The 17497-nt window shown below is 60.1% G+C and carries 15 protein-coding genes; 7 read left to right on the forward strand and 8 right to left on the reverse strand.

What is annotated here, in order from left to right; genetic code table 11:
* Nucleotides 1-52: 52 nt before the first annotated feature.
* The 5 genes from QX132_RS28610 to QX132_RS28630 form a co-directional block, all read right to left on the reverse strand.
* The gene (locus QX132_RS28610; RefSeq protein WP_316163440.1) at nucleotides 53-1483 is read right to left on the reverse strand and encodes a hypothetical protein; all 1431 of its coding nucleotides are present in this window, start codon (nucleotides 1481-1483) and stop codon (nucleotides 53-55) included.
* Nucleotides 1484-1720: 237 nt separating this feature from the next.
* A complete protein-coding gene (locus tag QX132_RS28615) occupies nucleotides 1721-2830 on the reverse strand; it encodes a YiiX/YebB-like N1pC/P60 family cysteine hydrolase (protein ID WP_316163441.1) in 1110 nt (369 codons plus the stop codon).
* Between the two features lie 859 nt (nucleotides 2831-3689).
* Nucleotides 3690-3863 carry a hypothetical protein gene (locus QX132_RS28620; protein ID WP_316163442.1) on the reverse strand — a complete coding sequence of 58 codons (174 nt, stop codon included), beginning with the start codon at nucleotides 3861-3863 and terminating at the stop codon, nucleotides 3690-3692.
* Nucleotides 3860-4066, reverse strand: a complete 207-nt coding sequence (locus QX132_RS28625) for a hypothetical protein (RefSeq protein WP_316163443.1) — start codon at nucleotides 4064-4066, stop codon at nucleotides 3860-3862. The genes QX132_RS28620 and QX132_RS28625 overlap by 4 nt, the downstream gene beginning before the upstream one ends.
* Nucleotides 4067-4115: 49 nt before the next feature.
* The gene (locus tag QX132_RS28630; RefSeq protein WP_316163444.1) at nucleotides 4116-4349 is read right to left on the reverse strand and encodes a hypothetical protein; all 234 of its coding nucleotides are present in this window, start codon (nucleotides 4347-4349) and stop codon (nucleotides 4116-4118) included.
* 289 nt (nucleotides 4350-4638) lie between these two features.
* On the opposite strand from QX132_RS28630, the gene QX132_RS28635 reads away from it, so the two are divergent.
* Entirely contained in the window at nucleotides 4639-5601 is a 963-nt protein-coding gene (locus QX132_RS28635) for a hypothetical protein (RefSeq protein ID WP_316163445.1), read from the forward strand.
* Nucleotides 5602-5652: 51 nt separating this feature from the next.
* Nucleotides 5653-7500, forward strand: coding sequence for a metallophosphoesterase (locus QX132_RS28640; protein ID WP_316163446.1), 1848 nt, complete (start codon nucleotides 5653-5655; stop codon nucleotides 7498-7500).
* An 81-nt stretch (nucleotides 7501-7581) separates the two neighbouring features.
* Here QX132_RS28640 and QX132_RS28645 read toward each other — a convergent pair whose 3' ends face one another.
* Both QX132_RS28645 and QX132_RS28650 read right to left on the reverse strand, forming a co-directional pair.
* The gene (locus QX132_RS28645; protein WP_316163447.1) at nucleotides 7582-7749 is read right to left on the reverse strand and encodes a hypothetical protein; all 168 of its coding nucleotides are present in this window, start codon (nucleotides 7747-7749) and stop codon (nucleotides 7582-7584) included.
* A 629-nt stretch (nucleotides 7750-8378) separates the two neighbouring features.
* On the reverse strand, nucleotides 8379-9425 hold the full coding sequence (locus tag QX132_RS28650) for a hypothetical protein (RefSeq protein WP_316163448.1): 1047 nt from the start codon (nucleotides 9423-9425) through the stop codon (nucleotides 8379-8381).
* Between the two features lie 798 nt (nucleotides 9426-10223).
* On the opposite strand from QX132_RS28650, the gene QX132_RS28655 reads away from it, so the two are divergent.
* Complete coding sequence (locus tag QX132_RS28655; protein ID WP_316163449.1) at nucleotides 10224-11312, forward strand: IS110 family transposase; 1089 nt, start codon at nucleotides 10224-10226, stop codon at nucleotides 11310-11312.
* Between the two features lie 890 nt (nucleotides 11313-12202).
* Here QX132_RS28655 and QX132_RS28660 read toward each other — a convergent pair.
* Nucleotides 12203-13627, reverse strand: coding sequence for an alpha/beta hydrolase (locus QX132_RS28660; RefSeq protein WP_316163450.1), 1425 nt, complete (start codon nucleotides 13625-13627; stop codon nucleotides 12203-12205).
* Between the two features lie 448 nt (nucleotides 13628-14075).
* Between QX132_RS28660 and QX132_RS28665 the strand changes: the two genes are divergently transcribed.
* The 4 genes from QX132_RS28665 to QX132_RS28680 all read left to right on the forward strand — a co-directional run bounded on the left by QX132_RS28665 (nucleotide 14076) and on the right by QX132_RS28680 (nucleotide 17492).
* Entirely contained in the window at nucleotides 14076-15590 is a 1515-nt protein-coding gene (locus QX132_RS28665) for an ATP-binding protein (protein WP_316163451.1), read from the forward strand.
* A gap of 540 nt (nucleotides 15591-16130) precedes the next feature.
* Nucleotides 16131-16361: a helix-turn-helix domain-containing protein gene (locus QX132_RS28670; protein WP_316163461.1), complete on the forward strand. Its 231-nt coding sequence runs from the start codon at nucleotides 16131-16133 to the stop codon at nucleotides 16359-16361.
* Between the two features lie 49 nt (nucleotides 16362-16410).
* Nucleotides 16411-16629 (forward strand): JAB domain-containing protein, encoded by a 219-nt coding sequence (locus tag QX132_RS28675; protein WP_316163462.1) that lies wholly within the window; start codon nucleotides 16411-16413, stop codon nucleotides 16627-16629.
* Between the two features lie 149 nt (nucleotides 16630-16778).
* Nucleotides 16779-17492 carry a hypothetical protein gene (locus QX132_RS28680; RefSeq protein WP_316163452.1) on the forward strand — a complete coding sequence of 238 codons (714 nt, stop codon included), beginning with the start codon at nucleotides 16779-16781 and terminating at the stop codon, nucleotides 17490-17492.
* The last annotated feature ends 5 nt before the right edge of the window (nucleotides 17493-17497 follow it).

A 17497-nucleotide genomic window follows, 5' to 3' on the forward strand; every position in this document is an offset into this window, starting at 1 on the left:
CGGCGTCTCTTCCGCCCAGATCGATAATACAGCCTGGTGTCGCGAAGGATTATTACCCCGACCGGTCCCACCTGGTCTTGAGCATGGCGGCAAGTTCAATCGATTCCGAGACCGTTAGGCCTGATAGTTCATTAGCCAGTCCTGGAACATCGACCGCTTTCCGGCCTCCCGGATATTCATCCTCCGAAATGCGGGACATGATCGCGCTTCCAGCTTTGAAATAGCCGAGGTCTGTCCTTACCTTCTGAGCCCTGCCGATGTCTTCGGCAGACCAGCCGACGGTATCTATCAAGAAGAAATCTTCCGAAGAGCCTTTCACCCCTCGGGCGTCCATTGCTAGACCTACAACAAAGCGCTTCTCTGGATTAACCGCCTTCGCGGCAACGCAACGCAGCTGAAGATTCTTTGCGCGCTCAGTTCGATATGCGGCGTGATCTCCTCCCTGATCGCCTCGCCCAATATACAGCACATAGCTGACGTCACCTTGATCCGATGGCAACAGGGTGCTGATCGCTTGCTGTTTCGCAATTTCCGCCCGCTCCAATATCGCCTTGGACAAGATCCTTCTGAAAAATCGGGTCTCTCCTGCCATGGTCCGGACGATCCGCTCATGATCGGACATGCTGTATTCGTTGCCAAATTCGAGCGTTTCGTTCAGATAACGATCGGAAATATATTCAATGAGCCCGTCCCAAAAATAGCTAACCTCGTTTGCCTCACGGCCAGCTAAAAACTCTGGTGATGCCTCCACCTTCTCCCACAGCTTCGGCTCAATCCGGTAGGGTACTTCCACGATGGGAAATGTCCGGTCGTGCCAGAGGTAGCGGGCCAAAAGATCAGTTTCCGCTTCTGCAAACTTGAAGTTACCCGTTTCCATCAAAGCGACTTTGCTGTCGAGATAGTGGATAAAATCTTTGATCGTTGAGAGTTCGCTGAGCACCGTCATTAGGCTCGTATCGTCTAACACGTGTACCCAGCTAGTTGCCTTATCCGTCCGGCCCACCGTAAATCGTCCCGCATCGTTCAAGACGGCTGGTTCGATCTTCAGTGCACGCGTGCCTGTTTCGGCTTCCGCGCGGTCGAGAGCGCCCAGCGCGACGCATATCCGATGCACGCGCATATCGGTTGCGTTCGGCAATTCTATCGGGAGCTTTTCAGTGCATTTTGCGTCCAGGAATACCCTGTCGGGGCACGACCGTATCCAACGCTCCGCCTGTGCAATCTGATGTGCCGAGTCGGCGATTGACTTCCTGTACCAGCGCGACCAATCGAGATCAGCGTCGCCTGTATTCGGATAGCTGCACGATTTGTCGGAAAAAATGATGACGTCGTTCCCGAACACCACCAGGAGATCGATCAGCTCTTTGCCCGGCGGTTTCTTGAACAGGTTGGGATAGGTCCAAAGCTTCAGGAATGACCTGTCGCAGAGTTCTGCCAGTAGCTTCTCGGATGCCGACAGGCCTTCAGAGCGCTTGAAGCGCATCGCTCATCCCTCTCACCTAGTCGTCCTTACCCGCGATCAACTATTCGGTAGGATAACGAATTATCGATAGCCTACTATAGGCCGCGCCGGGGATACCGCTCTACCAACTCTGAGCGTCAGTAAATTCTGACCGGCTCTACGCGCAAGCGCGCCGGCGCCCATGTGTCTCGGCCTCCGGTGACGATCACTCGCGAAAGACAGCTAGGGGGCACTCCTGCTGGCCACCTTTGCTGCCTGCTAGCCTTGATGGTGTTGGGTATCGGTTGTCAGCTCGATGAGCATGCTCATGCCATCTGCGTTGCGGAAATGCATTGCCGCCAGCTTGAGCCAGAGCTGATGGCGACGATACGAATAGATTCGTTGGCATGTAGCACCGTTTTGTTGATACCGTTGCTGCGTATCGCGATACGACATAGCGACCGTGTTCAGGTTCTCAAGTATCTGGTGGCGCTCTGCATCAGAAATATCAGGTGCGAGTAGCTCGGCGCGCGCGCTCTCAATTTCCGCGCGCGCGCCTATCACGGTAGGGACGGAAAGCATGAAGTAATTGAGCCTGCTCAGCTCTGAAAGGAGCAAGTCCTCCGATTCGGTGCCTACTCCTCGCTTCTGGCGAGAGAGGACCTCCAAAAAATCATATAGGCTTCCAGGCGGGAAGTTCACGCCATCTGTAGCAGGATCTTCCAAGGTATCAATATGGCCCTGGACCGCGAGAAACGCCTCTTGAGAGACTTGCATCTCTCGCTCCATTGATGTGCCCTTGTAACTTTCATCTCTGTTAGCCTTTCGCCCTCGTTCGACTTCCACAAGCGGCAAGGGAATACTCGTCATTCCCGACTTGTTTTCAATGTCGGCTGGTGTCACCTGGGCGGCAATTTTCCCCGGTGCGATGGCATAGCCGGCCTCGGCATAGGCCGTTGCGACCAGTTGAGAACAGAACAGGCTGGTCGGATCGGGAGTCTTGCGGCCGCCCATCTTTGTCGACAGGGCGCCTCTCAAATCGTATTTTTTATGCGCGAGGTTTCTAGCTACGGCCGCAGCCTTCTGCGCTTTTCCTGGATCTTCCACCAGCCGGATTAGCAGCCAGCGCTTAGGATGATGCACCAGCACTCGCTGAAAGCTGATTACTCTTACTCCGTTGCCAACCGCTTCGATGAAGTCCGTATTTCCCAGCCAGAGAAGCGCGTGGCTGTAGGTCCCACGGTCCGCTAGCGCGATTGCCTTGCTGCGCAGACGTTTTCCTCTCTCCAGAACGACGTCGCCCGGTTGGAGCTTTCCCGGATCGAATATCCAATTCCTGCGCACCTGCGTGCTCTCTCTTTCGTCTTGCCTACCCGTTCTTGCTAGCATGCGGTTTGACTCCTGGCCTATCGAGCAAAACTGATCTGCGTCCGGTTTTATTGCGTCTCAAGCCCATCTCCCGTTGCGCGTCTGTCCCCAATGCACGGCCAATAGGACTGAGGAAACTGGCGCCGAGGCGCGTACGCGCAAGGCATCCAGCCGTATCCCTGAAGGGACCCTCGGCCGGACCCTCCGTTGCGCGCCCGCTATCTCCTCGTCTCCCGAAATTTCCCGTTCGGCCGCGATTGGCGCAGCCGATAACCAAAGGGAGATCCTTGAATGACTAAGATCCTCAACGTCAACGACCTTTGCGACGCGATTGCCGCGTCCACGCTCGACGACGTCACGCAGCGCGACCTGATTGATGCGCTGGAAACGCTTCTACGGAAATATGGTCTGGGTCGTAGATTGCACCCGCTTAAAGGGAGACTACCCACGGCTTCTCAAAGGGAAAGACGGGTTGAGACCCATCATCAACGGGCACATTCTCACCCCCTTTCCCGAAGAGTGCTTCCCTAAGAGAAGAGTGCTTCCCTAAGATGTGGCTGAATTGCACGGTGCCAGGGATTGATGCCCTATTCAGCGGCCTTCAAACAACGCCCTGGGACATCATTTTGCTCGTTTTAGTCGCCCATTGTGGCACCTCGTGTTTGGACGGTTTCCCTTTTGCTTGCTAGGCTTTGGGGGCATTCCGTCTGGGTGAAGCCCGTCGCCTTTCGGCGACGGGTTTTTCAGTTGCGCCAGATGGCGCACTCAATGGTACCTCAGCCATCAAGTTATAGTTGTGGCGGCAGCGATAACATTGCGTTCGGCGCGAGGGCGCCTCGGCACGAGGCCGAGACGCCGCGCGGACTAGGCCGGCAGCAGTTCATTGCGTCGCGATCATCATTGGCGATGGTTCGCCCATCCCGCGACTGGTAGCGGCACAGATAGGGCGGGTCGTGAGGATGAAGTCCGCCGAGGCAGACTGCATGCGACGCATCACCTCAACACAGTCGCCATGGGTGACCGTGTTGAGAAGAGGATTGAGCACGGTGCTCATGATGCCACCTCCTCGTCCAGGCATCGGGCGTGCCAGAGTGAGTCGCCGCTTTCAACTGCCGAGAGCTCGGCCAATCCATTGAGGTTGTAGATGGCTTTTGCCTTCTCGATGGCTTCGGGTGCGCTACTGGCGAATACCGTAGCTTCGTAGACCGTCCAGTCTTCGAACTGGACGGCGTACCGCCGCTTAGCGGCGGGGCTCATCGCCCCGCCTCCGCGCCGGCCTTCGGTTCGCGAATGACTAGGCGGCCATTCAGGGCAGGCAGCTCAGCTGGATGTTGAAGCCCTTGCCGTCCTGGTGCTCCCACGCTGCGCCTATTTTCGTCCAGAAGGCGATGTCATTTTCGCCTTCGACCACATAGACCGCGTGCGACGCCGGTTTCTTTTCATTGATTTCATCTTTCGTACTCCCGTTTGGTTTAACCGGCTGCGCCAATCGCTGCCGGACGGGAATTCCTGAAGACACGAAGGATGAGCGGCGGGGCAAGGAGGCTCCGACCGAGGGACCCTCAGGGATACGGTTGGATGCCTTGCGCTGACGCGCTTCGGGTCCAGATTCCCAGTCCCCTAGGCAGCGGAGTGGATGCAGCCTCCACACGGAAGTAGACATGAGACGCAATAGAACCGCGCCACGATGAGTTTTAGGTCTGAGGTAGAGGGGGTGACGCGCTGCGAACGATGAACATCCTGTGGACAACGATGGAAAGGCCACAGGCGAGCTTGTTGCGAGGCGCAACTAAACCGAGAATAGGCATCGCACGAACGAGGGGGCGGAAGTGCGTATTGGGGCATTGATTGCCGCAGCCATGCTTGGCGGCTGCGCAAGTACGACTGAATTGGGCAATTCGTTTTCGGTTTCGGTGACGGCATTTAGTGGCGGGATAACCTCGTCGGACCAACTGGCACTCGATCTCGAAAAGGATTTCGTCCGCAAGTCTGAGCAACTCGAGTATGTCTCCCGAGGGAGCTACTCCTGCCTCAATCCCCGCGATCCGGAAGTCATCCGCATGGAGGGAGACTATCGCACCGGGTATCGCAATAAGGTGCAGAAAGACGCTGTCAAATCCCTCAGGGAGAAGAACGCTTATATCAATGCGATCCTGGGTTACGGCGAAGTCGTCGAGGCCTACGTCAAGCAACAGGCCGACCTAGAGCAGAAGCTCGACAAGTGGACGACCGCGATCGGTACCTTCAGCGGCCTGGTCAGTTTGCCGGAAGCCAAGCTATTTTCGGCGGCCGCGACGAGCATCATTGGCGACATCAAAGCGGTAAACGGCTACTTTTACCACGAGAGCATCAAGCGGTACGCCAACAAGATTGGCCCGCACTTGGCGGCGAACGTGAACTACCTCGTCAAGAAGCGCAACTTGCGCGACCTCACCGCCGACGAGGAGCGCGCGTTTCAGCTCTGGAAGGCTTGCGCCGAAGAGCGGCTTCGTTTCATTCGCGACAACTTTCCTCCTGCGATCGGCCGGGAAGCCAAAACGTTGTACTCGGCCATGGCCCCTTCGCCGGTCTGGGATTCCATGAACGCGTACAAGGAGTACATTACGGAACGCGAGACGTTTCTAGGGCGCAAGCCGGATTTTGGTGGCCTGCTCAAGGCAATCGTCGAAGGCAACAACGCAATCATAGCGGATGAACAGGATGCCCTCGACTCCATCAATAAGATGGGGGCAGCCGCGAAAACGATTATCGATTCAGCGAGCGGGATTCGGGCCGCCGCAGCGCAGACCTGAAGTTTTCATTGCGCGGTGACGCGCGCTGACAGACTGCACTAGGAGGGGATTGTGGCCGGTGATCCGCCTGTTTCCATCGAGGAGCTGCAGAAATACCCGACGATGACGTCGTGGTTTCGGCCCGACCTGCTGGCCAAGCTCTTGTGGCGGGTCGTGGTCTCCGATCTCTTCGGCCAATACGCCGACAGGCGGCTAATCGTCGCCGCCCTCGACCCCGTTTCGCCGGACGAGTTTGCCAGGAGGGCACAGCAGTTCGTCCCGGAGACCACCTTTGAGAACGAAGACGACCGGCCGCCCACCCTGTTCGACAGGGACGAGAATGATGCGCTCTGGATTGATTTCGTGGCAGATCTCGGCGACGGGTTCGATGCGACATTTGCTATCGCATCATTGCTCAGCCAGGAGCAGCTCAAGGTCGGCGAAGAGATTTTGCCGCGCGGCAAGCTGTTGGTGATGGGCGGCGACGAGGTGTATCCCCATGCTGAAATAACGAACTACCGGAAGCGGCTCATCAACCCGTACAACTGGGCTTTTCCGGACCCCCACCGCGGCATGCTGCAAGGCCCTCCGGTCTACGCAATCCCCGGAAACCACGACTGGTACGATGGCCTCGTGCTCTTCCTGGCCTATTTCACAAGGCGTTCCCCGCACCTGCACCTTGGCGGCTGGCGGAGCTGGCAACGGCGGAGCTATTTCGCCGTTCAGCTGACGAAGACGTGGTGGATCTGGGCCATGGACGCGCAACTCGCGGACGATGTCGACCAGCCGCAGAAGGACTATTTCGACCAGATCGCCAAGCGCATGGAGCCGGATTCGAAGATCATCCTGTGCGGACCCGAACCAGGATGGCTCTACACCCTTCAGCAAGGCAACAGATCGCTCGGCGTGATCGATAACATCGCGTGGAGCGCTGTGAACGCGAAGCGGAACCTGCAAATCCCAATCGTCTTGTCGGGCGATACGCACCATTACAGCCGATATTCCGGCAATGACGGCGTAACCCAGTTTATCACCTCTGGCGGCGGTGGAGCGTTCCTCCACCCGACGCACCAGCTTGAGGACAAGGTGGTTCTCGATCCGAAAGACGGCAACAAGTCATGGCTCGGCAACCGGGTGACCGAACTCAAGCTCAAGACCAAGCCGGAATCACCTCACGAAGATTGCGAGGCGGCGGCCTGCTATCCAAGCAGGGCGGAAAGCCTGGAATTGCTGAAAGGCAACTTCGGTTTCGTGAGCCTGAACCCCGGTTTCTGTTTCCTACTAGGGGCAATCTACTGGCTGGCAGGGCTCGCAACGGTGCATCTCTGGCCTGACTCGCTGGTGCTCGTGCCGCTTCTCTTCGGCCTGGGCTTCTGGGCCTATACCAAGCGCCAGGAAGGAAACAGCAGGGCTGTCCAGTTGATCTCCGCTGCCAACGGCGCGGTACATTCTACCGTCGCGATCCTGGCGGCGCTGCTTTTCCACCATCTGAACGGGTGGCTTCCGCCGTTCGGAGGCTGGCACTTGCCAGGGATTATTGTTTTCTTTGCCGAGATGACGCTCGTCGGCGCGTTGGCCGGAGGCTACTGCTTCGGGATCTACCTGTACCTCACGTCCGCCCGCTACAAAATGAACCACAACGACGCGTTCAGCTCCATGAGGCTTGATAGTCACCGCAATTTCCTGCGGATGAGGATCACGGAACACGAGGTGAAGATCTACCCGGTCGGCCTTACGCGCGTTCCCAAGCGCAGCGAATGGCGCATCAACAACGAGAAGAAGGGTGCGCCTGCGCCGGCATATGTCCCAGTAGACCCACTCGGACCGCATTTGATCGAAGGGCCGATTGTCGTCAAAGCGCATGGAAAGCCGGTCATCGTTGCCACTTCCGACGCTTCGAGCGGGAAGTCCACGTCTTAAGGAGCTGTGGCGGCCATCTGCGGCTTACAATGCCTGGCGCCTTGCGCGAGGGATGGTGACCGGTGCGCGTGAGCCTTGGCCTCACGGCCAATCCCCGCCTTCGTCGCCTTCATCGATCACGTCCGGGCATTCCTGGCCTTCGTAGGCCGGACGGAAATTGACGCAGAGCCCACCGAAGCCGCCTTCGTATTTGGTGTGTTCGGAGATGATCCCGTAGTGGTCGGCGAGAACCTTGGCGACATGGGCCACGGAGGGTGATCTTTGATTTTCGGGGGCTCGATCACGGAGCGTCCTCCGATCCATACAAGAACACTCTGTGGTATCTGCTCCCAGGACGCGCCGAGGGAATGCGGTGGTTGTTGGGCTTTCGCCAGAGCAATTTGTGAGCGTCGCTCCAACCCGCGCTGAACTGATCTCAAAGGACACCGTCGCGAACTTTGCTCAAGTCATTCGAGAGCGAGCAGAGCAGAACGCTCGGCAGAGTTACCTCCCCCCTCGGGGGGATCACGGCTGGACCGCGACGACGAACGCAGCGTTTTTGAGTAGGTCAACACCGTGCGGCGGCCCGCAACGCCGGGTCCGCTCCTAAACCCACCGTAAAGGTGTAAAGGCTATTTCTAGCGAAGGAGCCGATTCGTCGGCTCGCGGTCCAGCTGGATGACCGCGTTTAGCACGAATTTTAGCACAAGCTAAAGATCGACCGAAAATTCCTCAATAAATTTGGTCACTTAGGGCTTGACGAGAGGACTTAAAAAAGCCCTTGCTTTATTCTTCTGACCTTCGCCTGCCCTGCACGGTCAAACAGTTTTGCTGCTCACCGATCTGGTCTAGACCTGTATCAGGCCGGAAAGCTCGCCTCCGAGGCGACGCGGCGTCGGTCAGAATGAACGTACACGCCTTGCGTGGACGCCAGCAGCGAGCAGCATCGCCACTGCCATCGGATCAAGGACGGCAACGAGAGCCAGCGTGAGCAGCCGGACCGCTCGCTCAAAGTCCGTGGCGGGTATGCCAATCAGCTCGGCGAGATACCGTATCGGTCCGACCTCGGCCTCGGCACGCCTGCGTTGCGCGTCAATCTTGGCTCTTTCGATCTGTAGATTAGCGAGAGCCTGGGACTCACGTTGGCGTTCCGCCGCGATGTCGGCACGTTCGCGACGCCTCTGGTCAGCAATCGTCATCGCTCCGACCGGCCGGCCAAGGCGCGTCGCTTCGTCGATGGCCGCGTCGATCTGAGCAATACGCCGTTCAATGTCAGCGACCACTCGGCTCTGCATCCCGAGGCGGGCCTCGACGTCTGCCGTTCTGTCGGCAAGGGCGAGATCTATGGATGCCATATGGTCGAGGTGGGCACGGGTAAGGAAGCCGAACACGCCGATGGCGTTCAAGCCCATCAGCACGCCAATCATCAGGACGAGAACGAACCGCAGGAGGGACGGCGCAGACGTCCAATGCTCAGTCAGCCAAGCCGCCGCCACGAGCTTTCCGGCCTCCAGCACGGCGCCCATGATGATGACAGGCCAGAAGGCTCCGGCAAAGATCGCGGTCAGGCCGTCGATGGAAAAGGCAGCCGATACACAAGCCAGCGCCAGAGCCACAATCAAAGCGGCGAGCTTGACGCGTGTCGGGGAACGATGGGCTTTCTCCGCTCGGGACATCCCGGTGACGCCGGCGTCTTCCGTAACGCCGGCGGTCCCCTCTGTAACGGTCGGTGTTATGATCCCCGCTACAATGATCGCTTCAGCGTTACGACTGATCAGGCCCGCGCGCTCCCAGGCTTTCAGCCGACGACTGGTCCGCATCCTATTCCAGCCCCATTGCCGTCCGAGCTCAGCGGCGCTGACCGTCACGTGTCCCTCGGGCTGGGAGCGCAGCCAAGCCAACGCCTCCATGTCATCGAGTGGATGGGGCGGAACGGACTGGGTCATGATCAGATGCTTCTCCTTGCGGCTCGGCCCCGCGCGATCGGAGCGCGCGAAAGGCCGACTACTCCAAACGACGAGGCGGGCCTCAGTGGCCGGAACGGGAACTGAGGCCCAGACCGGGATCGGTCATCCATCCTGCTCACCCCGTGGAGAGAATACGGAGAGGCCCCGCGCGTAGTAGCGCCGGATGGCGGGCGATTGATTGTGCCCACCGCTTGGCGCATACGGATCAAGCCCCGCGAGCCCTGCCCTGCGCGCAGATGTCCTTGAAAGGTGACATGTCCCTAGCAAGAGCGGAACGGCCGAATTGCGCGACGTCGCACCCTACAGCTCTCCCCTTAACGGCCACGATGGGCGCTGTTGCTGCCGACCTACCGCCGATCAACATTCGACCGGAGCCATCCGTATCGACGATCTGCGTGCGGCTTTAACACCAATTTTACGCGATGTTGGACCGGCCCATGTTGAATTGATGCTGGCGGGCAGTCCGACATTCTATCTCGGATCTGCGGACGAATAGCATCGCCGATGCAGTTCGATCACTCTGGTTCTGTCGATAGATCGCTAAGACCTTGCGCCCGGATGCCAATGGTCCGACCGAAGCTGCAGCAAAGATGCGACTGAGACACACTACTCGTGAAACTATTGCGCAGCTTCTAAGGGAAATTCAGCTTGAGATTGGAGATGAGCGAACGTCGGGCAAGTCCGACTGCCGTCCGTAATCGGCCTGACCGTCCAGTTGCTGACGCGGCAGCGGCGGCTGTGCAGAATGAGCGCTCTGACCAACACAGGAGGCGCGCCATGGAGTTCTTCTGCGGACTGGATGTCGGCATGGATCAGACCGCGATTTGCGTGGTCGACGACAAGGGCGAAGTGCTGCTGGAGGTCGCTGTGATGACCGACCCGGACGCCATCAAGGGCGCACTGTCGCCGTATCTTGGCCGGCTGCGGCGGGTCGGCCACGAGGCCGGCGCGCTGTCGCCGTGGCTGCACCCAGAATTGCTCCGTTTCGGCCTGCCGGCGATCTGTCTGGAGACCCAGCACGTGCGCGCCGCGCTGCATGCCCAGCGCAACAAGACCGACCGTGCGGACGCGCTCGGGACCGCGCACATCATGCGCACCGGCTGGTTCCGGCGCGCGCACATCAAGACCGCGCCGTGCTACCGGCTGCGCCTGCTGCTGACGCATCGACGCAATCTCAAGCGCAAATTCCTCGATCTCGAGAACGCGATCCGGCACTCCTTGAAGGCGTTCGGCATCCGTCTCAACCGCGTCGGCCGCGGCGGCTTTGCGCAGGCGGTGCGCGACGCGGTGGCCGGCGACGCGCTGGTCAGCGAGCTGATCGATGCCATGCTCAATGCCCGTGCGGCGCTGTGGAAGGAGTACTGTCGGCTGCACGGCCTGGTCGTCAAGCTGGTCGCCGGACACGAGCTGTGCCGGCGCTTCATGCAGGTTCCAGGCGTCGGGCCGATCGCCGCGCTGAGCTTCATGACGGCGATCGATGATCCGTCGCGCTTTCGGCGGTCACGCGATGTCGCGGCGTATTTTGGCCTGACGTCGCGGCGCTGGCAGTCGGGCAGCTCGATCGATGTGCAGGGGCCGATCAGCAAGGCGGGCGACGCCGATGTGCGGCGCGCGCTCTACGAGGCAGCGAGCGCGCTGCTGACGCGCTTCAAGCGTCGCGACAAGGTGAAGACCTGGGGACTGGCGGTTGCCAAGCGGTCTGGACACCGCAGGGCGGTGGTTGCGGTGGCGCGCAAACTCGCCGTGATCATGCACGCGATGTGGTGCGACGGCACGGCGTATTGCGGCGATCAGGCCGTCAGCACCGCCGATGCGGCCGCGCATGCCAAGCGCAAGGACCGCAGGTTGCTGGGCGCGCTGGCATGAATCGTAGCAACAGCCCGGCAGCAACGAACGGGCGTCGCGGACGACGCGCGACGTGATGGAGCTCCGCTGTCAGCGGATGAGGACCGGTGCAGATCCAAGACGACGGAACGCACGCTATCTTGCCTGCGAGGCGGTGTCCGAAGGGACGACGCGATCGCGCGAAATTGCCTGTGACGTGGCTCCGTCAGACCGATGGAAAATTGCGCCGCAACGGCTATGCTGCTGCCATCGTGCAGCCGCGCCACGCCGTCGCTGAGCGCGGAAAGCTGCACGGCGCACTGGGACTCCTCGCTGTCAACGAGCTGCAGATCAGGCTGCGCTGCAGACGTGTTTTTGACGATGAAGATGGAGAGCACCGATGGCGAAAGCGACGAAGACGATGGTGGCAGAGAGGCAGACCACCCGGCCGATTAAAGCGGCAAGATAAAAGCGCCTCTCCGCGGCGTAGAATCGGCGGTCGTAAGTTCTTGTGCTCACTTATCGCAGTATGGCACTGCTCTAACACCTAGAGTGTTGCTAGAAGAAGAAAGGCCTAAGAGATCAACATTCCGAATGGCACTGATCGTAGCTTAGCGAACTGGTTCGCAAAATTGGGCAGACCTAGCCATGAGCGCATGGAAGACCGCTGCCTGGCTACCGTAGCCCCAGTTAGAGCTCGCGCCTAAGCACGACGGGCGAAGCCGGCTCACCAGCCTTGACCGGACCTCGCGTGGCTCGGCTCTTTGGCTTCGACGTGCTTATGGCTTCTTGTGAGTGGGACTGTACTGATCAGAAAGGCGGAGCGAACGGCAGGTCAACTTTCCGCTGGAGACCAGAAGTGATCCTACCCGATCCGAGACGACGCGATTGACCCAAAGCGGAAGTGAGGCGGTGCCTATGCTGCCTGCAAGTCAGTTCCGCTTGAAAGCCGTTCCATCCGGGCCAACGGGATCGATCCTGTTTCGGGCGTCCTCCAGATATCCTTCTGTCAGATGTGGAACGTGGAACGCCATGAAGGCCTCCAGGTGATCAGGGCGACCTGCCGAGCGATAACCGACGAAGAGAACGGCGTATCCGGTTTGGCGCGCGAGCTCGCTCGCAATGGTCTGCCAGTCGATCTCATCCGGGAAGCTGCCGCAGAGGCTTTCGATCGCGAACACGCCCGGCAAAGGATTCTCATTTCGTATCCTGATCGACAGACCAAGTCGCTGCTCGACAACGGTCTTGATGCTGACTTCCAGACTGGCGCGATCCATGTCCAGCAAGGCACCAACCAGGCTCAGGACGGCCTCTCGCAGCCGATCAGGATCATTGAAATCGTCGATCTCGAAACGCTTGAACAGCCCAGTGCCGCGCAGATCGACTCGATCTGCGAAAATCGCGATCTCGTAGTCTCCGAACGTCAGCGTCACACAGTGCATCGGGATGATCGAGGGCCACGATATCAGCGGTCCCGCAGCGCTTCGGGCGTCAAGGCCCCTGCCGCGCGCCAGCTCCGTGACCCGCTCCCCGAGCTCGGACTGGAAGTTCGTGCCAGCTTCCCCCTTCGCGACACGAGGTATGTCTTCCAGCGGGAGCGTGCGGATCAATTGCAAATGGGTGACGAAGCCGCCGCGCTCGCCTGACGCGGCACGCTGCTCCAGACGGCCGGTCATTTTCATGATGGCGTTGGCCATCACGTCCGGCCGTAGCACCGGATCCAGGTGGGTACCATGGAGCCTTGCAAACGGCCATCCTCGTCGATCGGCTTCCGCCGTTGCATGATCATAGATCGGCGATGCCTGAATGTAGGCGGCAGGCACATGATCCCAGCCCGCGAGTTCGATGGCGTCGTCGAACCAGTCAAGCCGGAGATGTGGCAACCCCTGCTCGAAACGGCTGAATGCCGCACCATTACGCTGGAAGATGTCGATGCCGACCAGGCGCGCGCGCGCGGTGTCGTCCTCAAACCATCGCGACCAGACCGGCAGCGTTCCGCGTTCGTCGGCCAGAGCTGCGATGAACTCGAGCAGAGCGGGCCTGACCGGCCGAACAGATCCATGCGTGGGCGGGATGTCACCATCGACGAGGATCAGACCGCCCAGGTCCATCTTGCTAGCCAGCTCCGCTGCCAGCGCGCATGCGGAGCTATGCGCCACCACGATCGCGCCGCTCTGGGCGTCGATGCAGGCAAGCAGGTGCTCGGTCCATGCGCGCCAGCGCGGCGGAGGCGCGCAGTGAGCCAAGACGTCCGGCACCTGTACGGAACATCCCGCTTGTCGCAGCAGCTCGGCCGTCGGCTGCCAACTGGCTGCGCGAACCGGCGGACCGGGAACGAGTATGTAGTTCGGCATCATGCCGGCAATATTAGTGTGACGCACACATACCGCAACGCCTGGGTGCGGTTAACGGAACACTTCACTGCACCTAAAATCCCGTCGTTTTCGCGAAGCTAAAGTTACGTCCGCATCTGACTCGTCTCGGGCGTCGCCAGCTGTTCCCGGCGAAGTCCGCTTTGGCCTATCTCCGACCTCACCGCTGACCAGTTGGGTCCGACGTTGGAGGGAAAGCGGACCAACGTGATTGGCCCTGTGACGGCCGCTTCTGACCCTGGCTGGGTGAAAACGCCGCAGCTTTGCGTGCCATGAGTGTTCGCCCGACTCTGCGGGTTAGGGCGATCGCTTTCCCCGGCGATCTCAGCCCTTGCGCGTGCCCCGCAGCCTCCAGTAGCACCGACGATCAAGTGTAATCTACGCGAATCGTCTGCATCGGCGGGCATGGCGATCGGGGTCGGGGGAAAGCGGCATGGCCAAGCAGCGGAATTTATCCGACGCAGAAATCGCCATCGTGAAGGCGATGCTCCGGAAGGGCTGGCGAAACGACGTCATCCATTTTTACTTCAACAAGCCGGACCGGTTGATCAGCTCGGGGCGCATCACGCAGATCAAGAAGGGCAAGTACGGAGCATCTGTAGAGGAGGCGCTGCCCGAAGAACTCGAGGCCTTCCTGTCGGCCTATAAGGATCCGGAGGCAAAGATGCCCCCAGCGCCTTCTCCGGTCGACCTGCGCATTCTCCGCTCCATGTTCGTCCGCGAAGCCGGGGTCTGGCGCCTGGCCGGCGGCGAGACCGATCGCACCGAATGCAAGGCTGGATTCCGGCTTCAGCCGGAGGATCGTTTCTCGAAGGCACTACGCGCGATAGCCGGCTTGGCAAACAACAAAGGAGGCTACCTGCTTTTCGGGGTCACGGACGCGACGTTCCAAGCCGACGGGCTCTCGGACGACGTCTTTGCGAAGTCGGACATCTCGCTCCTAAACAGGGTCCTGGTGGGAGCCCTTGATCCCGTCCCTCACGTGACGAAGGGGCTCATCGAGCTCGGCGGCAAGCAGGTCGGCGTGCTATACGTGGAGAAGCACGACCACGGCCCCGTCATCGCCATCAAGAACGTCGGTCAGGACGTTAAGGAAGGGGGCGTATACTTCCGCTACGTCGGGGAGACCCGCTTGATCAAGCCAGGCGAGCTTAGGCAGATCATCGCCGCGCGCGAGCAGCGGGCCGTCGCCGAATTCAGCGCTCGCATGAATCGGGTCGCGATAGGCAAGGAAGCGACGATCGATCTCGACTCCGGCGAGGTCGCAGGTACCAGCGGCAAATTCCTCATCGATAAGTCACTGCTTGCTAGCATCCAGTTCGTTCGCGAAGGCGAGTTCGACGAGAAGAAGGGCGCACCGGCGCTCAGGCTGATCGGCGATGTCGAGCCGGTCTCAGAGGTCGAAAGGGAGCGAACGAAAGTCATCCGCGAGAACGTCACGCCCGACGCGGTCGTCCGCAACTTTCTACGGAATGAAAAGGTCGCCGAGCCGATGCAGTACATTCACTTCCAGGCCCACTCGCAACGAAAGTGGTTTCCGGTGTGGTTCTACATCGACCAGACCCGATCGACGGCCGCCGAGATAGCGGAGGATCTTCGCAAGCAGGTTGCCACCTATCCGTCATCGCGCAACGCGCTGGTCGACCGGCTCTCGGGGAAGGAGTCCGCCTTCCGCCAGTCGACCGGGAAGGCCGAAGCCCTGCGCGTGAAGCTAGCGCGGGGCGAGATCAAGGCGCCCGCCGACACCGATGAGGACGCCCTTTTCGCGGGAGCGGTCCAGGCTCTCCCGACTACAGTGAAGCCGAAGGACCTGGAGAGCATCCGGAAGATGCTTTTGGTCAGCCTGGATCGAGCTCAGGACTCGGACTCGCGAAGCAGCGGTCGCCGCGGAGCCATCTACCGGGCCGCATGCCGGCTCGATGAATTGCTCTACTTGAAGAAGAAGTAGTGCGGATCAGACCAACTTCCGTCGTTACCTTTCAGCCGGCCTATTTGCGGTGGCTCCTTTCGCGGGCTTCTTGCCGGCGATCGGCATCAGCATCTCCGTCTGACCGGGAGTCGCCTTGCGCGGCTTCTTGGCTCCTTTCTTAAGAAGCCTTGGTCTCGGCCGCTACCGAGCGGTCGCTCTGCGCCACGCGTCCATCAGGTCGACGACGTTCTCTCCCAACAGCAACGCTCCTTCGGATTATCCCGCGTCGTGCTTTTGGTTGATGAGGTCGACCAGAGCTATTTGGTACCAATCTTCGAACTTGTCGGGCTCGAAGTTGCCGGCCTTCTGCTCCACGATATGCCCGGCAATATCGAGCATATCCTTGATTTTCACGTAATGGATCCGTCGAAATTTTGGCCGGATCTCGGGTTGAAGTGGACGGTACGCCTTTGCGTGGCCGTTAGCCTTCTCTTCCACTATCGACGATTTCTCCAGCTTCCGAGAGCGGTCAGTACCGTGAATTACTGCATTCGTGGTCGCGTGATCGGGAGTGCGGCAATGGACAATCGAAAATACTTGACGCCGGAAGAAGTTTCGGAGCGCTACCGTGGCTCAGTGAGCGTCGGAACCCTCCGAAACTGGCGAGCGATGCGCGTCGGCCCGGCCTTCGTCAAAATCGGGAAAGCAGTCCTATATCCGATTGGTGAACTCGACGCGTGGGACAAAAGAAACATGGTGACTTGCAGTGCGCCAGGACGACAACCGGTCACGGGGCGTGATCAGGCGTGATGATCACGATTTGTCGCCCACTACCGTCCCCACTTTCCGTCCCCATTTATTGGCCGACGTCCAAATATTGACGATTTTTCAACTCCATAGCTGTCGCGCTACTCTCATGCACAATCACCCTTCGGGCGATCCGACGCCGTCGCAGGCCGACATCCGGATGACCAAGACGATCGTGGAGATCGCCAAGCCGCTCGGCATCACGGTTCACGATCACATCATCGTCGGCAAGAACGGCCACACCAGCCTGAAGAGCATCGGGGTGATGTGAAGGCGCGACGCCGACGAGACGACGCATGCAGCGTGCCGCGGTCGGAGCCGCCAAAAGATCGCCGCGGGATAGACGAAACGTCGGGCCGCGTTGAACCGGCCGTCTTCCCACGTCGGCTAATGCTGGCGAAGCGTGGAGAGGAATGACGGATGCGCGCGGCCTTCATCGGACTGATCCTTGGCGTCCTGACCGTCACGGCGGCGGCTGCCTACGACGCCAACGATCCCGCCAATTGCAGTGGCATCGGCTGGGACGATGCGCGGCCGCTCGTCGTCGCCAAAGTGAGCGGCCAGCCGCGCGTGAATTTCGTCAAGAGCCCCTATGACGATGACTTCAAGGCCGCAGGCTGTCCCGCTGCGACCGACGCCTGCCGGAAGAAGGCGTACCTCGTCGGCGACGACCTCGTGCTGGTCGGCAGGACCCACGGCGATTTCGTCTGCGTCAGCTACCAGGCGCCGCGTGCGAAGGCCCAGATCTGGACCACCGGCTGGCTGCCGCGCGCAGCCCTCACCACCGTCGCGCCGATGGCCGCGCCGGCAATGTCCGACTGGGCCGGAAGCTGGGAGCATCCGGGAGGGGGATTGACGATCAGGAAAGCGGCCGGCAACCGGCTCAGGATCGAAGGCGATCAGGTGTTGCCGGCCGGGCGCGAGTTGCGCAACGGATCGCTCGGCGCGACGGCAGAGCCCAAGGGCGGCCTGATCGCCTTTGTCGACGACGGCAGCACGCCGTTCGATCGGCCGAATGCCGGCGACGAGTGCCGCGTGCGTCTGCAGCGCATCGGCGCGCTTTTGCTGGTCGAGGACAACAATGATTGCGGCGGTGCCGGCGTCAGCTTCACCGGACTCTATCACCGCAAATAGCCGCT

The sequence above is a fragment of the Bradyrhizobium sp. SZCCHNRI20481 genome, from assembly GCF_032485055.1.
Classification (GTDB): domain Bacteria; phylum Pseudomonadota; class Alphaproteobacteria; order Rhizobiales; family Xanthobacteraceae; genus Bradyrhizobium.

Coding starts and splice junctions, on each gene's coding strand:
- QX132_RS28655 (WP_316163449.1), top strand. CDS start 10,224: ATGGAGTTCTTCTGCGGACTGGATGTCGGCATGGATCAGACCGCGATT.
- QX132_RS28625 (WP_316163443.1), bottom strand. CDS start 4,066: ATGAGCCCCGCCGCTAAGCGGCGGTACGCCGTCCAGTTCGAAGACTGG.
- QX132_RS28610 (WP_316163440.1), bottom strand. CDS start 1,483: ATGCGCTTCAAGCGCTCTGAAGGCCTGTCGGCATCCGAGAAGCTACTG.
- QX132_RS28615 (WP_316163441.1), bottom strand. CDS start 2,830: ATGCTAGCAAGAACGGGTAGGCAAGACGAAAGAGAGAGCACGCAGGTG.
- QX132_RS28680 (WP_316163452.1), top strand. CDS start 16,779: ATGCGCGCGGCCTTCATCGGACTGATCCTTGGCGTCCTGACCGTCACG.
- QX132_RS28660 (WP_316163450.1), bottom strand. CDS start 13,627: ATGATGCCGAACTACATACTCGTTCCCGGTCCGCCGGTTCGCGCAGCC.
- QX132_RS28650 (WP_316163448.1), bottom strand. CDS start 9,425: ATGACCCAGTCCGTTCCGCCCCATCCACTCGATGACATGGAGGCGTTG.
- QX132_RS28665 (WP_316163451.1), top strand. CDS start 14,076: ATGGCCAAGCAGCGGAATTTATCCGACGCAGAAATCGCCATCGTGAAG.
- QX132_RS28670 (WP_316163461.1), top strand. CDS start 16,131: ATGGACAATCGAAAATACTTGACGCCGGAAGAAGTTTCGGAGCGCTAC.
- QX132_RS28620 (WP_316163442.1), bottom strand. CDS start 3,863: ATGAGCACCGTGCTCAATCCTCTTCTCAACACGGTCACCCATGGCGAC.